Source organism: Mesorhizobium sp. M4B.F.Ca.ET.089.01.1.1 (assembly GCF_004022605.1).
In the GTDB taxonomy this organism is placed as follows: domain Bacteria; phylum Pseudomonadota; class Alphaproteobacteria; order Rhizobiales; family Rhizobiaceae; genus Mesorhizobium; species Mesorhizobium abyssinicae.
The window spans coordinates 13,006-36,735 of the sequence record NZ_RZOS01000007.1 but is presented as its reverse complement, the minus strand read 5'-3'; the positions used below and the strand labels follow the sequence as shown (position 1 = coordinate 36,735).

Below are 23,730 nucleotides of genomic sequence, written 5' to 3'. Positions count from 1 at the left end.
ATTCGCCGTTCAACCTCGGGCTGCGGACACCAACCTGATTCAAGAAACTATTTGATGACCGATGACACAGCGAAAGCCACGCTCTCTTTGAGAAGAATGCGGATTCCGATCTCTTGCGCGATAACTGGCCCGAGCCGCCGGATCAAAAGGGCGGGGCCGCCGTGGACCCCCTTGACGGAAAGCCCGTTCGTAGGCCAGGCGGAAGCAACCGGGAGACGCGCTGGCGAAGGGCCGCATCGGTTTCGAGAGCGTCAACTACCGCGACGGCAACCATCCCCGGCCGCAGCTGGGGCTGCTGCCTTCAGGCGAGTCGAACAGGAGATCGTCTGGGAGGCTGAAGGCGTTGACGAGGTGGGCCGTGAGTAAGTAATCAAGCGCTGATCGGGATCGACGAACGCTGTTTCCGTCCGACCGAGGTTGACCTGTGATCGGCGTTACCTCAAGGCAGGCAGGCCGACAAGCTCGGTTGGAAGCCGAAGACCCCTTTCGATGTGGTCGAGGCCCACTGCCGCGCCTCACGCGAAAACACGATGGCGTCGCGAGCAGGTGCATTTGTCGTGGGGCCATCCGCATTGCCAGGCACGCCCTCTCGGCCGGCATCCGCCCAGGTCCGGTCGTTTGGATCGGCGAATTCACACATTCTGCAAAGCAGAAAACCATCCGCTCCATTCATGCGGTCGACGATTTCGCGAAAAACTGGCTTTTCAAACAGATCGGAGTAACCCTCATATAGAAGGTTGCCCAATACGTGACTCCGTTCAAAATCCATGGAGCACAGGGTGACGTCGCCGTTTGGAAGAAGAACATTCCGATACTGTCGTTCGTCCACGCAGGTTAGGGCTCCGAGCACTGGCTGACGTGGTGCAACGATCTTAGGGTCGACGCTTCCACCCCTACTGCTCACCGGCCGCGCTTTTATCAGTGCTTCGGTAGGAATAATGTCGGCTATATCTGGGTGGGGCTCGCCCAAGGCCACGAATCGGATCAAGGGGATGTCCGCGTCGACGAGTTGACGAACCAGATCGCGATACTTGTCTCCGACCAGGCGGCTGTTCATGTAGGTGCCGTCATCGAAAACATGGACCACGAATACGCCCAAGCGCAAGGCTTGCAATCGCTGCAGGTCCTGCCCGTTCATTCCCACCAGCGTCGTAAAAATCCTGATGCCATGGCCTTTGGCGAAGGCGTGCTCCACCATTTCGGTGCAGTCCGGATTGAGCCAAGGTTCGGAGTATCCCGCAAAACCAATGTCGACGGAAGTCGGTACGCGGGCCAGACACCGCTTGAAATCTTCAAGACCCAGATGACTCGCATGAGACACTTTTCTTTGCCGGACCGCGAACTTGTCCTGGGGACAATATGAACATCCTACGACACATCCCGTGGTCGTCGTTATCTCCAAAACCCTGCCGGCTGTGTTTGCTGAGCGAAGTTCCGGTAAAATCACTGGTGATTACTCCCATCTACCTCCTGCGAAGCGCCACGATAGTGTACGTGTGCCTTTGGCTTTCTGACACCGCCTGTTGATCCACCGCGGCAACGCGGCCATCTACCCTTTTTCGCAGCCTAAGCCGACCGGTTCGCCGATTTGCCGGGCCGACTCTTCACAAACTTCCAGCGCGTCGGACCAGAGACAGCATTGCAATTTTCGAGGCATCACTCGCTCCGGAGATGTAGCCTCAATCGTCGATCGCTGGCCCGTCGCCGAGATGCGCGCGCAGCACCCTCGAACCCGCCGGAGAGAAGCTTTCTGGATGAGGTCGATCATCCCTTACGTCGAGCGAGTTCCGTGTTCTCATGCGGCTTAACCCTCACACTATATTGCCGCACCTCGACCAGCAAAGGCCGTGCCAGTGCCCTTGGCGCGCAGTTACTGCGTGATAGGCTTCGAAAAGCCCGACAGGCCCAAGACGCTCCGCTGTTTTGAACCCGACATGTTTTCTGACGGCTGTCAGATTTTGGACACACATCACTCATGCGTCAGTCGCTTAAGACAGAATGGCGTGCTGAGTTCTGCAAATTCGCTGAGAGCGGGCGGTCATGACAGGGTGGTGCTCAACGTCACCGATTCCCTGGAAGGAACGCCGCCATGATCAAGACGGAAAGTAAGACCGCCAGCGCTGCCGTCAAAGACATTCTGCTTTGAAACCCGGATAGATCGAACGAGGTGGGTGATGCAGGAGGTGCTCGAGGCCGAGATGGACGAGGCGCTGGGGCTTCGAAGAGCGAGCGCACGCCGGAGCTCTCGGCTATCACGCGCGCTACTACGGGCGGAGAACTAGCTGCGCACCTACGGCGGTTCGATAATCCCAAGTTTCAAAGCTTTTACAACAGCTACCGTTCTGCTGGTCGCATCCAACTTCCGCATTACATTTTTTAAATGGAAATCTATCGTATTTCGTGATCTGCCTAAAATAGTTCCTATTTCCCATGACGATTTTCCTTTCGACACCCAATCAATGCAATGTATTTCTCTCGGAGACAGGTTATGTACTCGTTCCGACGCAGTCGTAGTGTCGAACTTCGTAACCATCCGATGAAACCGCAGCGCGGCCATTTGCAGGTAGGTGATCGTTCTATTCTGCAATTCGCAGTCCGAGGATTGAGCAAAACTCACAAACCTAAAGCTGTCACCAGGGCCATGTAATGGGACGGTAACGCCTGACCTCAAGCCGAATGTTGCTGCTTCGTCCAAGACGCGGCGTCCATCTTCAGTTATGCTTTCATCGGTATACACCTCGCTCCATCGAAAGGGCCCCGCCTCCTTTCGACCTTTCTTGATGAGTGGGTCTATTTTGGCATAGCCCATTCTCGAGTAGCGCTCCTGCCATTCAGCAGGATAATTCCACATCACCACAGAACCCTCTCGGTTCGGCTTGAAAACCCCCTGTTTTGATGCGAGCGGGCCATAGGCAATCCACGGGCAATCGAACTTCAGCGCAAACGCAGACATCCGTTCGAACAACTGTTCGGATTGAGCGATATCATCAGTCATCTCGAGGAATAGGTCTAACTCCACCTGCGGGAGTTCCATGATGCCTCCTTCATTGCGTTCTCATCGGTGCAAAGTTTGCTCCAGCCCAGCCTCGCAACATCCGAAGTCAACGGGACTCGAGCCGGAGTTCCTTTCGCCACCTGGAGTACCCTCAAGAGTCGTGCCAGCTTGCGAGCGAAGCTTCTTCTTCAGGTCGTCAATCGACTGGGGGAGGTACCCAGGAGGCGAACCGAACAGCACTGTGTCGGGGAGCGCACAATCCGACAGTCGAGCATTCGATTGACGGAATATGGGCAGGAACGTATTCGCGGCGCGCTTTTGAAATCAGCACCTAAGTCCCGGGCCTGAGAAAGCTGCATGGCAACTGTACTTATTTGATCGAGGCAACGTGATGCACTCACTCCGCTTATCGGATGGAGAAAGAACAAGTTCACAATTCAATCGATACGTCGACCTTCTTTTCCAATCTCCCGAGCTGGGCAGCCGTAGCAAAAGTATTCGACTGGATCGCGGCTGACTTTCTCCAGGCTCGGTAACCTGCTGAATTTGTCCTTCGGATGTTCCCGCTCAGTTGGCACGACTTTTGAACATCACCGTCGTGAGGCGGCAGGAGCTGCCCGCCAAAATTGATGCTGTTATGGGGGAGGTCGAAAATTCTAGTTTTGTCTTTTAACGTCTTTGGGACCGAGCGTGTTGATGCGCCCGCTTGGAAACTATGAAACGTTTCCCCGTCCATGGACGCGGCGCCACTGGTCGCCACGTACTCGCCTTCACTGTCCGCCACTGGAGCCGGCAGCCGGTGCGGCTCGCGATCATCACGGCTGCGATGCTTGCCTCCACGCTGGCTGACGTGCTGATGCCGGTCTATTCAGGTCGTCTCATCGATGCTGTTGCAGGCGGCGCTGCTGTGGCAGCACCAGCCTGGCATTCGGCCCTTGCAGCCTTCTCTGTACCGATTGCGCTTGCGCTCGTTGCCATCGCCATGCGCCACATCGCCGTCATTGGCCTGAACGATCTTTTGCTGAAGATGATGTCCGATGTCGCGAACGAAGCGTTCTATCATGTCCAGCGCTTTTCGACAGACTGGCATGCGAACAGCTTCGCCGGCTCGACAGTGCGCAAGATAACGCGCGGCATGTGGGCGCTCGACCCTCTAAACAGCACAATATTGGTCGCGCTGTTCCCGTCCTTTATCATCTTGGTAGGTTCGACGGCGCTGCTCGGCTGGCACTGGCCGGTCATGGGCGTGATCTTTGCTTGCGGCTCTCTGATCTATCTAGCGTTTTCGATTTCGCTGTCGCTCAGCTATGTCGCGCCGGCGGCGAGCCTTGCCAACCAATGGGACACAAAGCTCGGCGGCGCGCTTGCGGACGCGGTCAGTTGCAACGCTGTGGTCAAAGGCTTCGGCGCCGAGGTTCGCGAAGACCAGCGGCTTGAAAATATCATGACCAAATGGCGGCACCGCGCGCGCCGGAGTTGGGTGCGCGGAACGATCGTCGACTCAACCCAAGGCGTCACTTTGGTTGCGCTCAGGGTGGCGGTGGTCGGATATGCCCTGCTTCTGTGGTCGCATGGACAGGCAACGCCGGGCGAGATAGCCTATGTTCTCACGTCCTTCATCGTCCTGAAGGGCTATCTGCGTGATGCCGGCATGCATGTCCGCACCGTGCAACGCTCGGTTAATGATATGGAAGAACTGGTGGCCATCCACAATCAGCAGCTGGATGTTGCGGATCGTCCAGAGGCCAAGCCGATCCGGATCACGACGGGCCGCATCGATTTCGAGAACGTCCACTTCCGTTACGCCAACCATCCCCTGCCGATCTATAGCCAATGTTCGCTGTCGATTGAGGCTGGCGAAAGGGTTGGGTTGGTTGGACCTTCCGGTTCCGGCAAGTCAACATTCGTGAAGCTCATCCAGAGACTCTACGACCTGAGCGGCGGCCGGATCCTGATAGACGGCCAGGACGTCTCCGAGGTGACCCAAGAGTCGCTCCGTTCGCAGATCGCGATCGTGCAGCAGGAGCCTATCCTGTTTCACAGGTCGCTTGCCGAGAACATCGCCTATGGCCGGCCTGGCGCGAGCCAGGCCGAAATCGAGCAAGCGGCACGGCTGGCCAGTGCGCATGACTTCATCGCGCCCCTGCCGAAGGGCTATGGGACATTGGTCGGCGAAAGAGGTTTGAAGCTCTCCGGCGGCGAGCGCCAGCGCGTGGCGATCGCGCGCGCCTTCCTGGCGAACGCGCCGATCCTTATTCTTGACGAGGCCACATCGAGCCTCGATTCGGAATCCGAGGTGCTCATTCAACAAGCGGTGGATCGGTTGATGGTGGGTCGAACCACACTCGTCATCGCACACCGGCTGTCGACGGTCCGCTCGCTCGATCGGCTGCTCGTCTTCGACCGTGGCCGCATCATGGAGGACGGCGATCATGCCGCGCTGATCGATCTCGATGGTGGCATTTACCGCCGCCTCTTCGAACGGCAGGCGTTGGAACTAGCGATGGGCCTGGCCTGAGCGCCAAGTATCAGGATCGAGTGCCCGACCGCGAGAGCGCCCATTCCCGGTACAAAATGTATCGCCGTCTCACGACATCCCAAATCTAGCCCGGTCGACGTATATTGGGAAGCACATGGAGGTGTCCGCTGAAACCGACTCCCATCCAAAAAAACATAAGGTACCGTCCATCATACTCCTGTTTCGCTTGCATTGCGCAGAACTTAAGCTCGTTAATTTTCGCTTAGAAAATTCTAGAACTATACTGCAAGAGATCCTCCGAAATCCTAGACCTCTTTCATACCGGGCACAACGCAAACGTTTCGCTCAGGTTGCAACCTAAGCTGTCAAACACCTTTTAAGAGAGCGGTGTCCAATGAAGTCCGGCTTGGCAAACCTGCGCAGGTTCTACTGTGGCAGACTGAGCTTCGCCATTCGGCCTCCATCGATCGTCCACACCTGACCGGTGATAAACGAGGATTCTGGCGAAGCCAGCCAGACTACGAGGTTCGCGACCTCCTCCGGCTTCCCCGTTCGCCCAATTGGATGGATATTACCGATCTGCTGGCGAAAGCGCTTGGGGTCCGGCATGCTCTCGATGAAATCCAAGTTCAGGTCGGTGTCGATCCAGCCAGGCGCGACAGCGTTGCAGCGCACACCTTCGGCGCCGTGGTCGATCGCAACCGCGCGGGTGAGACCGTGGAGACCAGCCTTGGAGGCGCAATAGGCCGCGTGTTTCGGGTTGGATCCCAGCCCCTCGATCGATCCGACATTCACGATCGCGCCGCCAGTGGACCGCAGGTGAGGCATCGCCGCCTTTATCAGCACGAATGGGGTGGTCAGATTTATGGCGATCGTCCTCTCCCAATCTGCTAGGCTCATATCTTCGACGAGCGCCTCCTGCATGACCCCGGCGTTGTTTACCAGGACATCGAGCCGTCCCGCCCGTTCGACAACCGCTTTGATAGCATGAGCCGCCTTGGTCGGAGCTGTGAAGTCGACCGAAATGGCCTCGAATTCCCGGTCCTCACCACGTTGAGCGGTGAACACGCGAGCGCCCTCGTCCCTTAGACGTCGCGCAGTCGCAAGACCGATGCCGCTACGCCCGCCCGTCACGAGAGCCACCTTACCTGCAAACCTTTTATCCAACTGCCTTTCCACCCTTCACTTCGACGAGCGACATGCATAGGCAGCGGGACATCGCGTGAGGCACGATGGTCTGGGCGATGCCACCGCCTCTGCGATCTGCCGAGCGGACTAGCTTGCCAAGCTCTGCCCCTATCCGCAGGATCGACGGGGAAGCGGTGAAGACGCTTCCCCGGTTCTGCTACCTCAAACCCAGATGCCATCCCGCTGATCGAGACCCGCGGCTTCCTTCCCCCCGCCGAAGTTCCCCCCGACGACTGGCTTCTGCAGCGGCGGAAGCGGAGTATTACATACTCAGGATCCGGCAAGCCGAGCCTTGCTTGTGTCATTCTAATCGTAAGCACCAGCAACTGCCCTGAGAATGCACAAAAGGTTTCGCTAGGGTTAAAACCAGTTTATGCCTCGCGCAGTCGTGCGCAAGCTGTTCGGACCTGCGACATCGCCTTATTTCGGAACCAGCTGGCGGTTTGGTGAGTACCGGCACACGGGCTCCTTGTCCGGGTGCAGCAGAACTCGTAGGCCTCCGTTGCCTTGCGCCAAGCTCCTGGAGTAATGCGGGCATGGCTGTTCTAAAACATCCCAGGACGTACCCCCGGGCCTCGTAGGCGTATGCGCGGTCTGCAATCAGGTCGATCGTTCGACGACCTTCGAACGATCGCAGCCCGTACGTCTCTATTTCGCGATAAGCCTCTGCTTGACAGCGCCTTGGCGGCAACCTCAGCTTTGAACGCGCTCTGTTGGGGTATGAATGCGGCCCACCGAGAGCGCTGGCTGGCGCTTGCCGAGTAAACTCTGCCATGCAGAATCTCAGTCTCCTGCGACTGGCAGCCAACCAGCTGGGCCGGTATTGATTCGGGCCTGGCCGAGCTCGACGCGGGTGAGATCGTTGAGCGGGCGATCTTGGCCGTGGAGCTGACGCTCGAGGAATTGCCGAACCCGCGCAAGACGACCTGGAGAGCGAGTATGCCAGGCTGGAAGTTAACAGGCTGCCCAGCAATTGAGGGGGACCCGACGGGTGCAACACCTGTTTTTTCTTCCAGGGGGAACTCGGCCCTGCTATGGCCGATCCTACCGCACGTCGCTGATCAGCGACCGGACTTTCGAGAAGCGGCAGTGCGCCTTTCGTCCGGTCAGCCTTTCTCCTGACGCAAACACATGCGGATCGCCGCGGACGGGGAAAGTCGTCCCGCGTCCCGTCCTGCGGCCTGCGCTTTGCTGACGCTCCTACGGCTGTCCCGTTCACCGCCCGAGGCAGGGGCGAATTTCCTCCGTCCTACGCACGACAACCGTCCGCTGTTGCGGACGCGCGCGGGACTGCCGGTTTCCCTGTTGGAGGGCCGACAGTCGCTGGCTCGGAGGTTAACCGGAAACGGGTGCGTCGAGGACCAGCGATCCTGTGCGCCATCCGCTGATCGTATGGCTCCCTGGCGGTTCTTCTTCGCTGCGCTAGCGCTTCAGCAGCTTCAACAATGATGCACGTCGGCTTCATCATCTTCAGCGGCTGGCGCTTGAACCCGGCAACACCACACGGTGGACACAAGCGCCGCTCCGCCAGGTAGCAAGGGAAATCGAACCTATGTAACCGACCACTCAATTAAGCCGACGGCCCGCTGAAGTATCGCCTCCGTCCGAGCGATGTCAGGCGAGCTGGCGGTCACATATCCGATTAAGTCTCGGTGATCGCCTCTCCTTTTGATCGTGGTGTTTGGTTCAAGGTAAAGCTTCACTTTGGCGACGCCAGGTACAGCAGCCGCCCGGCTGACGCCATCGATCCAATCGAGAACGCCGTCCCGTTCAGGAACTAGGAATTGCGCAGCAGCAGTTTCTGAACGGGTTCCGCGCAAATCGCCCTCATCGCCGATCACGAGTTTAATGTGCTCTCGGATAAGATTGATACCGCAAGCTAGCTCAACTAGCTCAACACCGGGCGAGCCCGACATACGCGGATTTACTTCAATGACGACCGGCCCATGTGCCGTCCACCTGAGTTCAACGTTGGTCGGACCCCAGTGAAGGTCGAGAGCCTGTAAACACCTCAGTGAAACATCGGCGATGCGCTCATCCTCTTCATTGGTAAGCAAGGCCGGATAGGCGCATCTATTATATACGAAATGCGGCGAGGGACCGAATTCGAGAGAGGCGATTCCAATGACGTCATCTCCCATCATCTCCACCCAATAATGAAAGCCTTTCACAAATTGTTCCACTAATATTCTTGCTGGGGACTGCCATGTACTCCACCTGCTTGATAGATAAGCAGTATGCTGGATTAGCTCCTCGCTACTGCCGCACAATCGGACCCCCTCGCTGCCGCCGGTGTCCGTGGCTGGTTTTACAATTACAGGAAAGCCGATTTTAGCGGCAGAGCTTACAACCTCGCTCGCATTCGTTGCCAACGCGTAGGCAGGAATTGGAATGTCGGCTTGCCCAAGCAGCTGACGTTGAGTGAATTTATCGCAGCATCGTTCAACCGATTCGGCGTTCGGACCTGGCAGATTGAAATGTCGACAGAGCATGCCGACTGTCGCATATGCAGCTTCCTCCGAGCTCGTAATCCCAGCAATATCATAGGTCGCATGCAGCCGAACACACTCGCAAATCAGCGCATCGAGATTGGATGTGTCCACACAGATTACCTCACTGTCTTCTGCGGCATGATAGTAGTGCCTAAGTGGATCAGCCGCCAGGGTAATCGAGTGCAGGCCAAGACTTCGGGCCGCTTGGACATATAGAGGACCATTGTTCCTTGTACCCTCGATCAGGATAAGCGCTCTTCTTTTCATGTTTGTCGACTCCGAATAGCTTGTCTGGTTTTTTTCCGCGCGTGAGTTCGTCCAACATACCACTGCTCGTGGTTTGCGATTGGTAAATTCTTGTGAAGTAGTTGTATTTATCTGTTGCAGGATGTGACGTCATGACCACCAAAAAGAGTGTCTTGGTTGCCGCAATATAGGCCTATTCTTCTCGCGCAAGTCGGCTGGGGAATGAGAGGCGCGATGATGGGATCCGTTACCGCCGCACCGATCCTGGTGAAGGACCAGAGATCCCATGGCAACGGGTGATGACCGGTGTCTACATCACTCAGCTGGCTGGGGAGCGTCTGGGAGAAGGTACGATGCACGAGCTTCTGCTCGTCGCGCGAACTGTCATTCAAACGAGCTTGGTGAACGGCCTTACACCTAACCTACAGCGGCCTCAAGAACGCACCGCCAAACTGCTGGATAGCTTCATCGATTCGGTTGACGTTCACCGTGCTTTTGACTACGAAACTATGGATCAAGTAGTGCGACGCACAGAAACTTCGATGGGTAGATCATCTTGCTTTGTCACCCCAGGCAGCAGGATGGCCCACCAGAATTAACCAATAGAAAATCTCACCAGCAAGTGTAGCCACCATCCACCAACAATACCGTTCCCGTGATATAGGTTGACGCGTCGCTAGCAAGAAATTGGACGGCAGATGCAATCTCATGAGGTTGGCCGAAGCGGCCCATTGGCGTCCGATCAGACCATGCCCTGACCACTTCTACAGGATACTGGTCGGTCATCTCTGACTGTACGAATCCAGGCGCCACTGCGTTCACCCGAACCCCAGATCTTGCCCATTCGCAAGCAAGGGTTTTGGTTACCATAGTTACCCCCGCCTTGCTCGCATTGTAAGCCGTGACTACGGATTCCTGTCGGGTGACAACATCTCCACATATCGAACTGATATTTACAATCACGCCGGAACCGCGCTCCGCCATGAGAGAGCCGAAGGTGCGACTGCAGTAGAACAGGCCGTCCAAGTTGACTGAAAGGACAGCTCGCCAATCCTCGTCGGTGGTATATTTCGTCGGCGCCGCGCGGGACACCCCGGCATTGTTAATAAGGATGTCAGGGCAAACGGCGATGCCATCGGCGAGATCGCGTACCGCCTGCGAGTCCCTAACATCGAGCTGATAGACTTTAGGCTTGACTGGAAACTGATCTGCCGCCGCGGCCACGCGAACCCGATCCCTTCCAGTGAGAATTATATCGGCGCCAGCTTCTTGTAATGTAAGCGCGACTTGCAATCCGATGCCGCGTGCTCCGCCGGTCACCAAAGCGGTCTTCCCACTCAGACCGAATCTGCCATCGATGAATGATTTACTCATGTATAAGCCCTATCCCTTCTGGAATGTTTCCCGCCTATCGTCTGATGGCCTGCCTTCTTTTTCTAAGCGCGTCTTATCACCTCCTACTGCGACGATAACGGCAGTTGCTGTGTTACTTCCATTCATGCGTTTTTTGGGAACTCAGAGTAACTGTCGTATGGCGCCAACAATGCTGTCCCGTGTTGGAAAAAAGTCCTTCTCAAGAGCCGGACTGAATGGGACATGAATATCTGGAGCACTCAGCCGCAAGATAGGTCGCTTCAAAAGATCGAAGGACTCTTCCGCCATCACCGCTGCGATTTCACTTCCGACGTTGCAGATACGGTGTCCGTTCTCGACAATAATCAGCCGTCCGGTCTTCTCGATTGACATCTTGATTGCCTCATAATCGAGCGGCTTCAATGTACGTGGATCGATCACTTCGACCGAAATGCCTTCCTCGATGAGGTAGTTGGCAGCTTCCATGGTCGGCCTGATAGCACCGGCGATGGCAACGACGGTAACGTGCTCCCCCTCGCGCTTCACGTCCGCTTTGCCAATTGGGATTAAATGGTCCGGATCCGTGGGGACGTCGCCTTTGAGAGGCCAGAGGCGGGTGTCCTCGAAGACGAGCACAGGATCGCCGTCGCGAATGGCGGATTTCATGAGGCCTTTGATATCGGCAGCGCTGGTCGGGCTGATAATCTTAAGGCCCGGCACGTTCATAAAAAGCGGGTAAGGCCGGTCGGCATGCTGTGCCGCTTCGGAGCCCGTCGAGAACATACAGCAGCGAAAGACGATTGGGATGTCTATCTGGCCCCCAGTCATATACCGCAATTTTGAGGCCTGGTTTACAATCTGGTCACAAGCGAGATAGATGAAACTGGCAGTTGAAATGTCTACAATCGGTCGCAAACCATTGATGGCAGCCCCGATGCCAAGTCCCGTAAAACTGCCTTCTGAAATTGGCATGTTCCAAACCCGGTTCTTGCCGAAGCATTCGATAAGCTTGCCGCCGCCATGAACTGAGACGTCCTCTCCCAACAATACAACGCGCTCATCCCGATGCATTTCCTCTAGCTGGGCCTGCACGATTGCCTCAAAATAGGTCATCTGAATATGGGGACCGGGCGTGGCTGCGTCTCTGTGGGTATCGTCTTTCACATCCATTAATCCCTCCAGCCCACCCTTAGCGGGCAATGGTCGACACGAACATATAGTCGGGCAACGTTTCGGGCCGGGGCATGGGGCTAGCCAAAGCAAACTGTACGGCCTGTGTGACGGCTTGGGCCACTTCATGCTCGATGGTTGCTAGAGTCTCTTCATTTACACCCTCTTCGAGCAGCACAGTGCGATATAGCAAAATTGGGTCCCGGTCGCGTTTGTGTGCCTCGACTTCTGCGACCTGTCGATAAGGCTCCCCAGAAACGGCCAAGCCTATATTGTGTTCATCGAACCGATAAGTGTTGGCCACTATGAGAGTGGGTCCCTGCCCCGCGCGTGCTCGCGTGACCGCATATGCCGCAGATTGATAGACGGCACTGACGTCCTGTCCGTCTACTATTTCTCCTGGAATTCCGTAACCTGCCGCTCGTAGGGCAATGTCCGGCTGTCCGTGGCTTGTTGCTACGGAGGTGGTCATTGCATAGCCATTGTTCTCGCAAAGATAAATGACGGGAAGCCTCCACAACGAGGCCATGTTGAGGCTCTCGTGAAAAGTGCCCTGGTTCACTGCTCCGTCGCCGAAAAAGCAAAGGGTAACCTGATCGACGCCGCGCACCTTGGCGCTAAATGCGCATCCTGTGGCAAGAGGAATGCCCCCTCCGACGATTCCCGATTCACTGATAATCCCCACTGAACTGTCCGCAAAATGCATCGAACCGCCACGCCCCTTACAAACGCCGCCCTCCTTACCCATCAGTTCTGCCATAAGCGCCTGCAAATGCGCGCCCTTCGCAATCGGATGGCCATGCGAACGGTGTGTTCCGGTCATGGCGTCATCGTCCCGGAGGGCGAGGCTTGCTCCGACGATAGCGCCTTCCTGACCCACGGTCGTGTGAAACCAACCAGGGATCTGACCACCGTTGAACAGGCGCCTACCTTCTTCTTCGAATCGGCGGATGCGAAGCATCCGTCGAAAAGCCTCTAGCCTACGATCGCCCTTCAACTGCATGACCCAACCCTGCCCGTCAGCAAGGGGCGATCGCCTGCATTCCAACAGCGCGCATCGGCTAAATCCTCGTGCTCGAGCTCCGAAGGTACGTGGCGGGTCTCTTCGGCATTCTCCTGGCGAGGCACGATCTCGGCAGGCACTTTCATCTGGTTCTCTGTCAGCATGGCCTTGTTCCTTCCGGCTCGCACAACCCTGTGCATGCGTCATGCCATTTGACCTGAAGGCTCGCATTACACTGTTCTTCATCGAAGAAAGGCGTCGTGAAAGAACTGCACAGACCTCCTTTGTTCGAAGTTCGCCAACAATGTCGGATCCTGAACTGGCCCCCATTTCGGCCGGACAGTCGGCCTAACGCGGGAGGCTTGGGGATATCCTCAAGCACAGGCTTATGGCTGACGACTGTCGACGGATTGAACTGATCACCGGGGAGGTACGGCGCCGACACTGGACGACGACCGAACAGAAGCTGCAGATTATCGAGGAGAGTTTCCTTCCGGGTGAGACCGTGTCCTCTGTCGCCGCACGATGAGGCGTGGCGCCAAATCTCTTGTATCGTTGGCGCCGTTTATTGAAGGAAGGCGGAACGGCTGCGGTGGGATCGGACGAATCTGTGGTCGGGAGTTCGGAAGTGCGGCGGCTTGAAGAGCGCCTTCGCGACCTCGAGCGGCTTCTCGGCCGCAAGACCATGGAAGTGGAGATCCTCAAAGACGCGCTGGCCAGGTCGGAGTCAAAAAACCGAACTTGCGGCTCTTGTCGCAGCCGAGGGACGGTTCCCGATGAAGGCCGTTGCCGAGACCCTCGGGGCGGCGCGTTCCCATCTCCATGAGTTGCATCGCCTGGCGAAGCCGCGCGGGCCTTATCGCAACCCCGATGACGATGGGCTCTTGGAGCTGGTCGCCGCCTGATCGACGAACGCCCGACCTATGGCGATCGTCGCATCACAGCCCTGACGAACAGGGAACGCGAAAGACGGCGAACCGGCCGTCAATCACAAGCGCGTCTTCCGTGTCATGCGCCAGCGAAACAGGCGCGACAGCACGCGCACGAGTAAAAAGAGCCCGGCCTGCACGAGATCCAGCGTGTGCCGTCGGGCGAGACACCACCACCCGGTACGATACAATCAGGCGGGATGGTAGATGAGAGCTATGCAGCGCCGCGATGAGGCCGATCTCAGCTCCCAAATGCCTGAGATTGGCTTCGCGCGCAGGCGTTTCGGCCGCGTATAAGGTGCCGCCTTGTGAAAGGGATCGCAGCAACCTCAGCCGGCAGCATGAACACTGCGTGATAGAGCACCGGCAGCAGTTCATTCTGGCGTGCGGCAAGCCAGTCCCGGCAGGCCTGACCCTGGCATTTGGGACTGTGCCGGCTGCGACAGGAATTGTAGGCCACGCGGATCGACCGCAGGAGCGGCAGCCGTAGACTGGCCGCCCAGTTCGGCGGTCCGGCAGAGCTCGATCGCGCTCATCACACGCCGCTCGATGCGAGCCTAGATAGCCGTCATGAACCTGTCTATATACTTCGCCATGGCGGCGGAAGATATCCGCCACCTTCAGTCTCGCCGACATGGCGGTACCACTCACCCTGGCGGCACCTCGATGTTCAGCCGGGCTTGTCGTGCGTCGGATGAGGCTGTTCGAGACCTTAGCGTAGCGCGCCGCCGGACAGATTGTTGTGGCCGAGTAGAACCTGGATGGTGCGGATGTCGGTGCGTTCTGAAGATGCGTGGCGAAGCTGTGCCTGAGCGTGTGGACCGTCACCCGCTTAGGCGGCCGCACGCGCCGAACGACAAGCCCAAATAACACCCGCGCGCGGGAAACAGCCAGTCCCGCGGCTTCGCCAAGCCGCCAGTAGACTCGCAGATGCGCAGAAGCTGCGCCGACAGCATCACGGTGCGGTCCTTGTCGCCCTTGCCGTGCTCAACACGGATCACCCCGCGACCGCTGTCGATGTCGCCGACCTTCAGCCCGACAGTCTCCAAGCACTGAGACCTGCTCTTAGGCCGTCGTCAGGGCCGTACGGCACTTCAGGCTCGGCACCGCCTCTAGGAAGGCCACGACTTCGTCGGCGCTCAATACCACCGGCAGCGTGCGTAGCGAGCGAGCATAGACGATCCGCTCCGGACTCTCGGCATGGCCCAGCGTCACGCCGTAGAGGAACCGCAGCGCGCACACCGTCTGGTTCAGCGCAGCCACGAGATTCCGGTCGACATCAAATGAACTTGGAAGGCGCGCACGTCCTCCAGACCGAGCCGGTCCGGCGAACGGCCAAGTAGCGCGAAAACTTCGCCGCGGCATGCACGTGGGGATCGCTGCGTGGCCGGCGGCAGATTACGGATCGTCATATCCTCGATCATGCGCCGGGGAACTGGGGTCAACTTGGCCATTTCTGTAGCTCCTGTTCTCAGATTGCGCTTCAACAGCCGCGATCCTTCAAAACAGAAGCGTTCCTGCAAACCGATCCGCCAAATGCCGCGTTAGCGGCTTCGTTCAATCCTCAAAATGCCCACATCGCCAAAAATCTGCCAAAGTAGCACTAGGCTGCGTCGCGACGGATCGCCTCTGGTGGACTCCGACAGGCAAGTCAGAGAAAGCTCGAAAAATCAACACTGGGGCGTTTCCGTCGGACGCTCAGCTTAGCTACATCCGTGGCAGACTTATTGGACTTGCTCAGCGCGGCGGCAGCACGATCGAAGAACTCTGGAGGAAGGCCCTCTCCGGGTTAGTAGAGTCAAAAAGATTTGTCCCCTGTGACGCAAATGCGAAAAGCAAGCCGACCAGGGGAGTCGTGATCAGTAGGGCGGAAATCGCACAGCATTTCTCTTCCAACAAACGCCCAGCCTCGGCATGTATATCTAGGGAATAGTGCATATTTATCCTCCGAGATAGCGTTCCGTCACGACAGGAGGGACTTCTCATAGTATCGCGCTGCCTCAGGTTTCTTGTCAAGCAGGTCCCGGCTGTGACGTAAGCAGATGAATTGACCGCCCCATGGAGCACCGAACACGCCGAACGATGACGACCGATCCGCGCTCCATACACCGAAGCTCCACATTGTTGTGTCCCCAGCCAAGATCGAGAGCATGCAAACCACTCAGCGAAATGTCTGCTACACGAAAATCGTCGTCACGAAGCGCCAACCCAGTGTGACCTGACACTGACCGGCTATTGCCTGCAATTCGACCAATATCCTTGGCGGAATGGCCACATGCGCCACCCCCAACAGAGACCGTGTGTTCGGAGGCTAACAGCGGACTTGCTGCAAATCTGACGCCACAGCTGCCACTGCCCGACTGCTGGTCAGAGTATCGACAGCACTCGCGGGTCAGGGCGTCGACCATGGACTTGGATGCCTCCACCCCCCTTTCTACGAATGTAGGCGGGCGAGTTGGACCAACGAAAAGCCAACTTCCGCAAAAGTGCTGAGCCAGATGCGCAACAAACAGCTTTTCCGCGGATCTCTCAAGAATTGGACAATTTGAAGAGACTCGGCCGAAATCCCTAGGCCACCAAAGCCTCATCAAACGGGCATCTCGTGAGATTTTCAACTCCGCTCTCGGTCACGAGCACCTGCTCTTCCAGTTTTACGCCTTCCCGCCCACCGACGGCACCGATATAAGCCTCGACGCACAGGGTCATTCCGGGCTCGAGAACATAGTCGAATGCTCCCGGGATGAAGTCTTCAGGATAGAGAATCGCGGGATATTCGTCGCAAAGACCAATGCCATGCATCATGACGCCATATCGCTGCTTGACGAAATCCGCGGGAAGCTTGTGGCTGCGCTGAGTGAGTTCGGTGAAAGAGACGCCCGGCTTTAGCATAGCCATGTTTGCAGCTACGTGCTCGTAGGCTATGTCGTGCAGCCTTCGCTGTGCTTCGGTGGGTCGGCCGTCACCGCAGTGCCAAGTGCGGGAGAAGTCGGCACACATGCCGTACGGGCCCACCATATCGGTGTCGAAGGCGACGAGGTCTCCTGAGACAATGCGACGGGGGCCGGCCTCCTGCATCCAGGGGTTCGTGCGCGGGCCGGAAGTTAAAATGCGCGTTTCGATCCACTCGCCACCACGTGCGATGTTTTCGGCATGAAGAACCGACCAAAGTTCCGTTTCGGCTATGCCGGGCTGCAAACGTTCTCGCATTTTGGCAACGGCAATCTCGCAGGTCGCGAGAGAGCAGCGCATGGCGTTGATCTCGTCGATTCCCTTAATGGCCCTGGCGTGCTCCATGAGCTGCATGCCGTTGCAAACCTCGATGCCAACTGCATCTAGCGCACGAAGGCCGGGGATTTCGATCTTGTCGACGGCAAGACGACGGTTTTTGCCACCAGAGCGGCGCAACAGTTCGTCAATTTGTCCGGCAAAGTCCTTGGCGACTGCTTCTTCTTGGTCGCCGGCAACGAAATAGTAAAAGCCGGCCCCGCCATCCCGGGTTTCGTTGATGAGCGGCAGATAGGTTGACAGGTGGCTGCAACGATGGAAATCCCAGAGAACGACATAGCCGTCGGCCGATACGAACACAGCTCGTGACGGATTGTGCATGATCCATATGTGCATGTTCGAGGAATCTGAAGCGTATCGTATGTTCAGCGGGTCGAAGCAGAGCACGCCCGCATAGTCTCTTTGGCGGAGTTGCAGAACAATCCGATCAAGACGGGTCTTGCGCATACGATCTAGGTTGGGCGTGGTCAGGCCCAAGGCTGCCCACTCCGCAAAGGCGACGTCCGTCGGCCCAATTTCAACCCGATCGTTGTCATCCATGCTCCCATCCGGCTTAAGTGCTTTTGCCACTCGCGTGGGATCAATTTTGTGGTTCACAATCGAAAACGAGGACATGTTAAGGCCGCCCTAGTGGCTCACTCTTACGTGGATCTAAGACCGGATTTCTTGGATGCTAAAGGCGGAAAAAATATTGCTCGATATAAAGTCAATTCATCTGCATTCGTGCTCTGGGGTGCCTGCGACCACAACTGGAACCAGGTAGCCTTCCAGCGCGCCGCAATGGGCAATCTGTCGATCCCAGAGCTTTGCCGGGAGCCCTGTCGTGCTAGTGGTTTACGCCTGACATAAGAGTTCGGCTGAGGATTCCCTTTTGTGAGTGCGCATGCGAGTCTGGTACATGCGCACAGGAATATACCTCACCGTTTCTTCGATTGATCGTCAGCCTCTCTCTGATCAGCGCGCCCATCGCAGTGCGCTGCAGAAGCACGTTTGGCGCGCAGAGATCATTCTGTTGAGCAGCGACGGCGTGGGCACCCTCGAGATCATGCGGCAATCTGGTAAGTTCAAGACTTGCGTGTGGCGCGCCAGTGCAAGCTCTGCAACGATCCGCAGTTCGTCGACAAACTGCGCAACGTCGTCGGCCATGCCACTAGTTGATCCACCGGCTCACGCTATCCTGTTGTCGGTCGACGAGAAGAGCCCAGATCCAGGCGCTCGACCGCACCCAGCCCGGCCTGCCCATGAAGGGTAGGCTCGGCACCACGACCACGACTACAAGTGCAACGGCACGACCACCCTGTTTGCCGCCCTTACCGTGCTCGATGGCACCGTTATCGGCAGGAACATGCAGCGCCATCGTCACCAGGAATTCATCCGCCTCACTCAACGCTGTCGATGCCGAGGTGGCGGCCAGCAGGGCCATCCACGTCGTTCTTGACAACTACGCCGCTCACAAGCACCCCAAGGCGCGTGCCTGCTCGGCCGCCATCAGCGCCTCACCTTCCGCTTCCACCTTAAGCGTCACGAGCACCGCACGGCTGTCCTTGGTTGACAGAGGCAGGGTCAGATGCGGGCCGCTTTGACTCGCTGCGGCATGGTACGAGCGGATGGCGACGACCGCCTTTGCAACGGCGGCGACGCCCGCGCCGTCGAGACGGGAGTTCACCCCCTTTGTGTCCCGGATTAGGACGGCGTCATCTGGGTCTACGGCGCCAATGATGACGACGGGATCTTCACCGATGAAGGCTTCGAGGAGGTCAAACTCCTCCTCGAAGAACATCATCGCGTCTCCCCATCGAAAGCTTGACCCCAGCACTCCGGTGCTCAGGTTCTCTGGCCACCAGATACGCACGTCTGCGGTCTTCACCGGATGCGTACCACGCAGGCTCAAGTTGGCGTTTGGAATTGGCAACGCTTCCGGAGCGAAACGTTATGACGAACTGAACGTCAAGGGACTCTCCATCGCTGACCTAATGAGCGTGGAAAGCTCTACGAGGAGATGCTGGACCTCATGGAAGAATCCGGGGAATTTCCGATTCCTGACCCACGGGGCCACTCCCGTCGTGTATCGCACAACGAAGGTGCAGGCGGCAATGCGCCCAGATGGAACCCCACTATATCTCGATTGCAAGCCAGTTTCGGGCTGAGCGACATCTGTGGCTTTCGTCCCAACAAGAAGCGTTCCAGGACCGCTATTCTAAGCCAGAACGATTCGGCGCTCGCGAAATACGTGTAGAGGAGCGCCGCCACTTCATAGGCGCTTACTACATAGCGGACACGGACACCGGTTGCCCGAGGTTATCGGTCCCTGGATGCCAGATTCAATCATTGAATTTGATGCGCAGCATGATGTTGATGCCCCATTCGTTATTAGCGCGCCGGCGGGAACAGTGGGCGCCTCCGCCTTACCCCCATAAGCCGTACCCTCATAGGGCGCGCGAACCGGGCACTGCTTGTGCGGCACAGCTGAACCATGGACGCCTGCCGAGGGTGCCCACCAACCGCAGTTCCCCAGTTGCGAAGCCCTCGAGGCCACCCCGTTTTTATGTTACGCCGTCGCAATCGCCGGGTTCGGCTGTTCGGCCGGAACACCCCAATTGCTCGCCATGGAATGCCAATGCATTACGCCAGACCCGCGGTCTGTTGCGCTGATGAAAGGCTTCGCGCCTGACAAATTGCCTAAGCCCAGCCAAGATTTTAAACAAATCGGCCCCCAGTTTCCGCGAGGGATGAACGTTCAGCAGGTCAACGATTTGGAGCTTAACGGGAAATGGCATCTAAAGCTGTGCTCCGGGTCCTGCAGGCTCACTGAGGATGGGGGAGCGACGCGGCCACAGATGCGATCTTGAGCGTAACGACACCGGGTGTGGAACTCGCAGCCGGATGGCCGGTACATCACGCTTGGCACTTCGCCCTTGAGCTCAATCCTGTTGAGCACTGCGTCTGGGTCCGGTTCGGGATTGGCCGCAAGCAGCGCTTCGGTATAGGGATGGCTTGGCTGATGGAAAATACTCTGCGTCGTGCCGACTTCAATGAAGCGGCCGAGATACATGATTGCCATGCGGTCAGTTATGTGGCGCACTACATTGAGGTTGTGCGTGATTATCAGGATCGCGATGCCTAGTTCGTCCTGCAGGCGAGTGAGAAGATTTAGCACCTCGCCTTGCACCGAGACATCCAAGCCCGCGGTCGGCTCATCGGCGATGATCAAGTCCGGATTGAGCGCTAGGGCGCGCGCCACGCTGACGCGCCTGGCTTGACCACCGGAGAGTTGATGAGGATAGCGGCCAACAAAATCGGCCGGCAAGCCCACCATCCGCAGGAGGCGCGTCGCTTCAGCTCCTAAATCGCGATCCTTCAGCCCATGGATGCGGAAAGGCTCGGTCAAGATCGATCGCACCGTCAGCCTGGGCGAAAGTGAACCGATCGGATCCTGAAACGTCATCGCCATGCGTCGCAAGTAGGGCTTGCGTTCTACCGCACTGAGGTCCGTGAGTTCCTGCCCATCGAAGCTGATGCTGCCGCTCACCGCCCGCTGCAGGCCAATCATCGTGCGAGCGACGGTGGATTTTCCGGAGCCGCTCTCGCCGACAAGGGCCAGCGTCTCACCCTTGTGAATTTCAAAAGAAACACTGCATACCGCGTCGATGAAAGGCGCATTTGTCCCGGTCGCGAGCGCTTTAAGCGGCCCCATCGTGCGGAAGCGGACGCAGAGGTCCCGAACACTGACAAGGGCACTCATGCCGAAACTAGTCGATTTTCTTCGAGCAGATGGCATCGTGCCGTCTGCCCTGGGCTGATCGGGCGATCGACTGGCTGTTCCTCGAGACAGCGATCATATGCCTGCGGGCATCGCGCGCTGAAGATGCACCCCTTCTTCAAGCCCAGGAGGCTGGGCACCTCGCCGGAAATGGTCGGCAATGTGCGTGTGGTTCGTTTAAGCCGCCCCGGGTCGCACTCAAGCAGGGCGCGGGTGTAGGGATGAGCGGGATTGCGGAATATGCTGCGCACATCGCCTTGTTCGACCACTTCGCCGGCATACATGACGACGACCCGGTCGCACAACTCAGCCACAGCTCCAAGATGATGGGATACGAAGAGGACGGAGCAACCGATCTCCCTTTGGAGATTTTTGAGCAGATGGATGATCTGGACTTCAAGTGTCGCATCGAGCGCAGTCGTCGGCTCGTCGGCGATGAGGAGCACGGGTTTTACAAGCAGCGCCATGGCTATACATATCCGCTGACGCATGCCGCCGGAAAAGTGGTGCGGATAGGCCCCGATCCGGTTTTGCGGATCCGGAATTCCGACCCGGTGTAGCATGTCGATGGCACGAGCACGCTTTTCACTCCGGCTTTTTTGCTGGTGGTGCTGGATGTCGATCATCTGGTTCTCAACGGTGCGCACAGGATTAAGCGCAGTCATTGGATCTTGAAAAACCATGGAAAGTCGATCGCCAAGCAGGCTACGCTGCGACTGAGCCGGCATCTTCAGCAGGTCTCGCCCTTCAAACAGGATCTCGCCACCTGTGACATCGGCATTTTCCGAAAGCAGACCCATCACCGTATACGCAAGCGTCGACTTTCCAGATCCGCTTTCGCCGACAACGCCGACCACCTCTGCGGCTGCGACATTAAGCGACACGTTTCGCAGTGCATGAATGCGCCCCTCTGGTGTCCCGAAATCAAGATGGAGGTGACGTATCTCCAGGAGGGGTGTGGTCGATTGCGATGACCGATCGTGTGGTATCATAGATCTTTCCGCAGCTTTGGATCGAACATGTCGCGTAGCGCCTCACCCAGGAATGTGAAGCCCAGCGTTGCGAGGACGATTGGAATACCACCGCCAACCACAAGCCACGGCGTCTGCTGGATGTAATTATAGCCGTCGTTGAGGATTGCTCCCCAATCGGGCGTGGGTGGACGTACGCCCAAACCAAGGAAGCTGAGACCGGCCTCCACCGCGATTACCGCGGGCACGTCCATGCTCACGAGGATGAGAAGCGGGCCGATAACATTAGGCAGTACGTGCACTGCCAGGATGCGCATCGTGCCAGCGCCCAGAGTGCGTTCTGCGGCGATGTATTCACTGTTGCGTAGCGCCTCTGTCTGGGTCCTCACGACCCGTGCATAAATGGGCATAGAGGTGATTGCGATAACAAAAATCATGCTGGCCAGGCTGGGTCCAAGTAAGCCGATAATCGCCAACGCGAAGATGATGCCCGGAAAGGAGCGGATCGTATCGAATAAAAGAAGGAGCAAATTGTCCAGCCACCTCGGTCCGAAGCCTGCGATCAGACCAAGCACGAGGCCGGCTGCCAGCGAACTGCCTAGCGAGGCGAAGGCGACAAGCAGCGGGACGCGGCCGCCCATCATGACGCGCGAGAATGTGTCGCGGCCCAGTTGATCGGTGCCCAGAAGAAAAAGTAGTGACGGGTCCGCCAAGCGCGGCCCCACCATGATGCGGGTCGGATCATGTGTAATGATGATCGGGGCGAAGATCGCGCTTGCGAAAACGATCGCGACCAGCGCGGCTCCAAGGACGCCAAGACGGTTCTTGCGCAGTTGCCGCACCGTCTTACGGAAGCTGCCGGGTGCTAGCTCTGGGCCAGTTTCGCCGCGGAGCGCTTCAAGGCTCGCCATGCTAAAGTTTCTCGCGGGTTCGAGGATCAAGAGAGGCAGCGATCAGATCGGACGCCGTCGTCGCCAAGACAGTAACAACAGTGGTGACTAGCACGGCCCCTATTACGACTGCATAGTTGCGCGTGTTGACCGCCTGTACAATCAAGGCACCGATACCTGGTCTTGCGAAAACGACCTCGATAAAGACAGCTGACGAAAGCAACCACGCTATGCCCACGCCGAGGATCGTCACTGTCGGCAGGATCGCAAGCGGCAGCGCGTAATGCAAAACAATGCGCCATTCGGAAATGCCGAAGGAACGGGCCATTCGCACATGGTTTTCACCCAGGATCTCCATCATGGATGCCCGTACCAGCCGGGAGATGTATCCAACCCAGCCGATCCCGACGGCGAAGGCTGGCAGAATGAGATGAACAAGGCCGTCCAAAAAACCCTGTCCGGCTCCGACTGCTGGTAACCAATGGAGCGTGACAGCGAAGATCAGGAGTGCGTAGACAGCCATGACGAACGAAGGAATCGCGATCGTGGCGACTGCCATGATCGCGACGATCTGGTCGATGACAGAATTACGCCTCATGGCCGAATAACAACCGAGCGGCACCGCAATCGCCACCGCCCACAAAATCGAGACGAAGATTAGTTCGATAGTATAAGGAAGTTGCTCGAATATTATGTCCGCAACCGGACGTTGGCTCAACACATCAAAACCAAGATTGCCTTGCAGCAGCCCTTCGAAGAAAATGACGATCTGCACGGCAAGCGGCTTATCCAGCCCCATCTCCCGATGAAGGTGCGCTATCATTTCAGGCGTGGCGCGGGGACCTAGCAGAGCAACGGCTGGGTCGCCAGGCACCGCATGGATCATCATGAACACAAGGGTCACCGCGATCACCGTAATGGCGACCGCGAGGAAAACGCGTTTCAGTAGATAGATCCACACAGTTCACG

At 57.5% G+C, this 23,730-nt stretch carries 18 protein-coding genes and 2 pseudogenes; 3 read left to right on the top strand and 17 right to left on the bottom strand.

The features are described 5' to 3' along the window. Positions 1-439: 439 nt before the first annotated feature. Together EN780_RS01560 and EN780_RS01555 are read right to left on the bottom strand one after the other, a co-directional pair. A complete protein-coding gene (locus EN780_RS01560; RefSeq protein ID WP_245466457.1) occupies positions 440-1,321 on the bottom strand; it encodes an SPASM domain-containing protein in 882 nt (293 codons plus the stop codon). 969 nt (positions 1,322-2,290) lie between these two features. Further along, positions 2,291-3,034 carry a LuxR family transcriptional regulator gene (locus tag EN780_RS01555; RefSeq protein ID WP_126080645.1) on the bottom strand — a complete coding sequence of 248 codons (744 nt, stop codon included), beginning with the start codon at positions 3,032-3,034 and terminating at the stop codon, positions 2,291-2,293. Positions 3,035-3,710: 676 nt separating this feature from the next. Here EN780_RS01555 and EN780_RS01550 point away from each other — a divergent pair. Next, positions 3,711-5,513, top strand: coding sequence for an ABC transporter ATP-binding protein (locus EN780_RS01550; RefSeq protein WP_126080644.1), 1,803 nt, complete (start codon positions 3,711-3,713; stop codon positions 5,511-5,513). A 387-nt stretch (positions 5,514-5,900) separates the two neighbouring features. Here EN780_RS01550 and EN780_RS01545 read toward each other — a convergent pair whose 3' ends face one another. The 6 genes from EN780_RS01545 to EN780_RS38610 form a co-directional block, all read right to left on the bottom strand. Beyond that, positions 5,901-6,608 (bottom strand): SDR family oxidoreductase, encoded by a 708-nt coding sequence (locus EN780_RS01545; RefSeq protein ID WP_245468328.1) that lies wholly within the window; start codon positions 6,606-6,608, stop codon positions 5,901-5,903. Positions 6,609-8,212: 1,604 nt separating this feature from the next. Continuing rightward, positions 8,213-9,421, bottom strand: coding sequence for an acetyl-CoA carboxylase biotin carboxylase subunit family protein (locus EN780_RS01540; RefSeq protein WP_126080642.1), 1,209 nt, complete (start codon positions 9,419-9,421; stop codon positions 8,213-8,215). A 591-nt stretch (positions 9,422-10,012) separates the two neighbouring features. Next, positions 10,013-10,774: an SDR family oxidoreductase gene (locus tag EN780_RS01535; protein ID WP_245466459.1), complete on the bottom strand. Its 762-nt coding sequence runs from the start codon at positions 10,772-10,774 to the stop codon at positions 10,013-10,015. A 141-nt stretch (positions 10,775-10,915) separates the two neighbouring features. Beyond that, positions 10,916-11,923, bottom strand: a complete 1,008-nt coding sequence (locus EN780_RS01530; protein WP_126080641.1) for a pyruvate dehydrogenase complex E1 component subunit beta — start codon at positions 11,921-11,923, stop codon at positions 10,916-10,918. Between the two features lie 19 nt (positions 11,924-11,942). After that, positions 11,943-12,926, bottom strand: a complete 984-nt coding sequence (locus EN780_RS01525; protein ID WP_126080640.1) for a thiamine pyrophosphate-dependent dehydrogenase E1 component subunit alpha — start codon at positions 12,924-12,926, stop codon at positions 11,943-11,945. After that, positions 12,917-13,090 carry a hypothetical protein gene (locus EN780_RS38610; RefSeq protein WP_189343319.1) on the bottom strand — a complete coding sequence of 58 codons (174 nt, stop codon included), beginning with the start codon at positions 13,088-13,090 and terminating at the stop codon, positions 12,917-12,919. Before EN780_RS38610 ends, EN780_RS01525 begins: the two co-directional genes overlap by 10 nt. 224 nt (positions 13,091-13,314) lie before the next feature. Between EN780_RS38610 and EN780_RS40345 the strand changes: the two are divergent. Further along, positions 13,315-13,942 (top strand): annotated as a pseudogene (locus tag EN780_RS40345) (transposase); the annotation flags it as partial. A 154-nt stretch (positions 13,943-14,096) separates the two neighbouring features. On the opposite strand, the gene EN780_RS01515 reads toward EN780_RS40345, so the two are convergent. From EN780_RS01515 to dddP, 5 genes are all read right to left on the bottom strand, one after another. Continuing rightward, positions 14,097-14,315 (bottom strand): transposase zinc-binding domain-containing protein, encoded by a 219-nt coding sequence (locus EN780_RS01515; protein ID WP_245466460.1) that lies wholly within the window; start codon positions 14,313-14,315, stop codon positions 14,097-14,099. Between the two features lie 364 nt (positions 14,316-14,679). Next, entirely contained in the window at positions 14,680-14,904 is a 225-nt protein-coding gene (locus EN780_RS40340; protein WP_245466461.1) for a tyrosine-type recombinase/integrase, read from the bottom strand. A 16-nt stretch (positions 14,905-14,920) separates the two neighbouring features. Next, a complete protein-coding gene (locus EN780_RS40335) occupies positions 14,921-15,118 on the bottom strand; it encodes a hypothetical protein (RefSeq protein WP_245466462.1) in 198 nt (65 codons plus the stop codon). Then, positions 15,106-15,309, bottom strand: a complete 204-nt coding sequence (locus EN780_RS40330; protein ID WP_245466463.1) for a hypothetical protein — start codon at positions 15,307-15,309, stop codon at positions 15,106-15,108. The genes EN780_RS40335 and EN780_RS40330 overlap by 13 nt, the downstream gene beginning before the upstream one ends. Before the next feature lie 1,114 nt (positions 15,310-16,423). Then, positions 16,424-17,755: a dimethylsulfonioproprionate lyase DddP gene (gene dddP / locus EN780_RS01505; protein ID WP_126080638.1), complete on the bottom strand. Its 1,332-nt coding sequence runs from the start codon at positions 17,753-17,755 to the stop codon at positions 16,424-16,426. A 283-nt stretch (positions 17,756-18,038) separates the two neighbouring features. Between dddP and EN780_RS01500 the strand changes: the two are divergent. Further along, positions 18,039-18,650: pseudogene (locus EN780_RS01500) on the top strand (hypothetical protein); the annotation flags it as partial. 1,227 nt (positions 18,651-19,877) lie between these two features. On the opposite strand, the gene EN780_RS01495 reads toward EN780_RS01500, so the two are convergent. Genes EN780_RS01495 through EN780_RS01480 form a run of 4 tightly spaced genes read right to left on the bottom strand, consistent with a single transcriptional unit; the run spans position 19,878 to position 23,722 of the window. Further along, on the bottom strand, positions 19,878-20,882 hold the full coding sequence (locus EN780_RS01495; RefSeq protein WP_126080637.1) for an ABC transporter ATP-binding protein: 1,005 nt from the start codon (positions 20,880-20,882) through the stop codon (positions 19,878-19,880). Next, on the bottom strand, positions 20,879-21,892 hold the full coding sequence (locus EN780_RS01490; RefSeq protein ID WP_126080636.1) for an ABC transporter ATP-binding protein: 1,014 nt from the start codon (positions 21,890-21,892) through the stop codon (positions 20,879-20,881). Before EN780_RS01490 ends, EN780_RS01495 begins: the two co-directional genes overlap by 4 nt. Continuing rightward, positions 21,889-22,782 (bottom strand): ABC transporter permease, encoded by an 894-nt coding sequence (locus tag EN780_RS01485; protein ID WP_126080635.1) that lies wholly within the window; start codon positions 22,780-22,782, stop codon positions 21,889-21,891. Before EN780_RS01485 ends, EN780_RS01490 begins: the two co-directional genes overlap by 4 nt. A gap of 1 nt (position 22,783) precedes the next feature. Beyond that, positions 22,784-23,722: an ABC transporter permease gene (locus tag EN780_RS01480; protein WP_126080634.1), complete on the bottom strand. Its 939-nt coding sequence runs from the start codon at positions 23,720-23,722 to the stop codon at positions 22,784-22,786. Positions 23,723-23,730 lie beyond the last annotated feature (8 nt).